Source organism: Oscillochloris sp. ZM17-4 (assembly GCF_019599295.1).
Taxonomy (GTDB): Bacteria; Chloroflexota; Chloroflexia; order Chloroflexales; family Chloroflexaceae; genus Oscillochloris.
Genome location: NZ_JAIEWN010000135.1, coordinates 1 through 2,471 on the forward strand (window position 1 = coordinate 1; position 2,471 = coordinate 2,471).

1 protein-coding gene is annotated in these 2,471 nt (G+C 43.6%); it reads left to right on the forward strand.

Going from position 1 to position 2,471, the window contains the following annotated elements; translation table 11 throughout:
* Positions 1 to 1,051: 1,051 nt before the first annotated feature.
* Entirely contained in the window at positions 1,052 to 2,272 is a 1,221-nt protein-coding gene (locus K2Z83_RS28165; protein ID WP_220598494.1) for a M48 family metallopeptidase, read from the forward strand.
* Positions 2,273 to 2,471: the final 199 nt, after the last annotated feature.

Below are 2,471 nucleotides of genomic sequence, written 5' to 3' on the forward strand. Positions count from 1 at the left end.
TCGGTCTAGGGAAGCTGCCAGCGGCGCGCCTGAGCGCTGGCGTTGGGCGGCCTAAATACAGCCGCCTCTGGTTCAAGGCTACGCACACCAGCACCCGTTGTGCTTTGCTACTTGACATATGACATAAAAGTTGCTACGATTCTACACTAACCATAGTTTATTTTTCATGTATATAGCAGAGGCCATATGAACAAGCCCACATCCCACATTCGAATAACAAAAGGACGAAAGAGGCTATATATAAGCGCTCTTGCTGTACTAGGATGTATACTATGTATTATAATCATATCTAGTATATATGCAGTTAGCTCAAGAATTGTAACGACGACATTATATACCGTTTTTTTACGCAACCCGCCTCCTACAGATGAAGAGCTAATACGGCTCCTGTCAGAGAACCAAACCATATTTGACGAAATAATAATAACCACACAAGAAAATCATACACTTCAACAGGCTCGTATTCGAAACACCTGGACAGATCCAAAGGCGATTTTAACAAAAAAGCAATGGGATTATTATAAAGAGTATTTTGCACAACTCAATATAGATGCAGGGATAGATATTTACAGAAGAGCAAACCAAATTAGTATATACTTTAATATTTTCACAAGTGGTCTTGGTGTGTCAGGATCAAGCAGAGGTATTGTATATCTTACATCTCCACCATCAGACACAGATTTGGTTAGTAGTATCGATACGTCTACACTGCCGTTTAGCTATCGGCATGTAGAAGGGAATTGGTATTTGTTTGAATCGAGTGATTAATATCATGTAAAACCCTCCGTTGTAAAATCTGTGCCCGTCCGCCCAACCACGCCCTGCAGGTGACGCCGCTGGCGCGGCCCTCAACCTGGCGTTTTTTACCACGCCGTCGCGTGCCGTCGCCGGGTGCCATCACCACACCTGCCAGCGGCGCACCTGAGGGCTATCGTTGGGCGGCACCTCAACCCGTAACGCCCATACAGGCAGTAGCATTGCCCTCTCTCCCATGCCCGATCAATCTATGGTACAATCATGAGCAACTGTAGTACAGAAAGGAGATGCACTTATGCTCACTGATGACGAACTAAAACAGCATCTTAAAAGCCTCAAAGTGAGTAGCCTAATAATCCCAACAGCTATCAAAAGCGGGATTCACTACCTTCTTGTAGATCAAGAAGCAATCGAGCATCTAGCTCAGGTAACTCTTAATAACAGTATAGGCGTTCTAACTGTTACTGATTCGCGAGTTCTATTTGTATTAGAAAAGAAAGAGGCGACAATTCTCTCTTTCAGTGAAATTACATCTATTGATTACAGCGCAAATTGGCTATACGGCGAGATGAAAGTCCACTCAATTAAGGGTATATTTATTTTTACCAGCATCATTGATAATGATAAAGGGAAAACTCTTTTCATACACCTTAAGAGTAAAATTGACAACAACAAACAACCTCTAGGAGATACGAGTAATCTAGCATTAGATAAAAATATCGACGAACTTGTTAATCAAGGAATTGAGGCACTTCGCAATGGCGACAAAGAAAACGCTCAACGACTACTAATGGAAGCCATTCGACTTGATAATAGGCATGAAAAGGCATGGCTTTGGCTTTCAGGTGCTGTACCATCAGATGACGAGCGACGAAAATGCCTTGAAATGGTATTGATTATCAATTCTCAAAATCAAGCGGCAGTAAAAGGACTAGGCTTACTTCCTCCTGCCCCTCCTGTCCCTCCTGAATCTCAGATTAGTGCTTATCTTAATAATACACAAGTTATTAATGAAACGCCAGTGTCAACGGTCAATAATCCAATGAAGACAGAGTATTGCCGCTACTGCGGTAAATCTATAATCGTAGATAGCAAATTCTGCTGTCATTGTGGCCAAATACTATCACCAATTACTCTAGCCCAGCCTTCAATTTCAAGACAGGACAGTATAACATCTTCACCATCACCAATAGTACAAAAAAGTACATCTGAAGAGTGTACAGTTGTAGAAGCAACTACCCATATAACTAGGAAAGGGCCTTCCGATTGGGTGGGGGCGAAAAAACTTATAATCACAAATAAGAGGGTAATATGGAAAAGTGGGGTATTAGATAAGACGGAGGTGTCTATTCTTATAAGTAAAGTGCAAGATGTTACAGTAAAATATAGCCTAGTTGGGCGTACAATGGGTTATGGGACACTTCATATTATTGCCAGCGGTGCAGCAGAAATTATTGCAGAAGATATTGCTGATGCAGAGAGTGTTAAGTCTGCTATTCTTAAACAAATCTCATAGAGGACTAGTTATAACTCTGGTGTATTCCTGTCAATCCGCCGCCCAACATTGGCCTGCAGGCGACACCGCTGGCGCGGTTCTAAACCTGGCGCGTTTTATCCAGCTGTCTCGTGCCGTCGCTCGTCTCGGTCTCGCAGAGCTGCCAGCGGTGCGCCTGAGGCCCGGCGTTGGGCCGCCCGCAGCGAGTACGGCCCATGTC

Bases quoted from the DNA above. Each gene is read 5' to 3' on its own strand.
- K2Z83_RS28165 (WP_220598494.1), top strand. From the start codon at position 1,052: ATGCTCACTGATGACGAACTAAAACAGCATCTTAAAAGCCTCAAAGTG.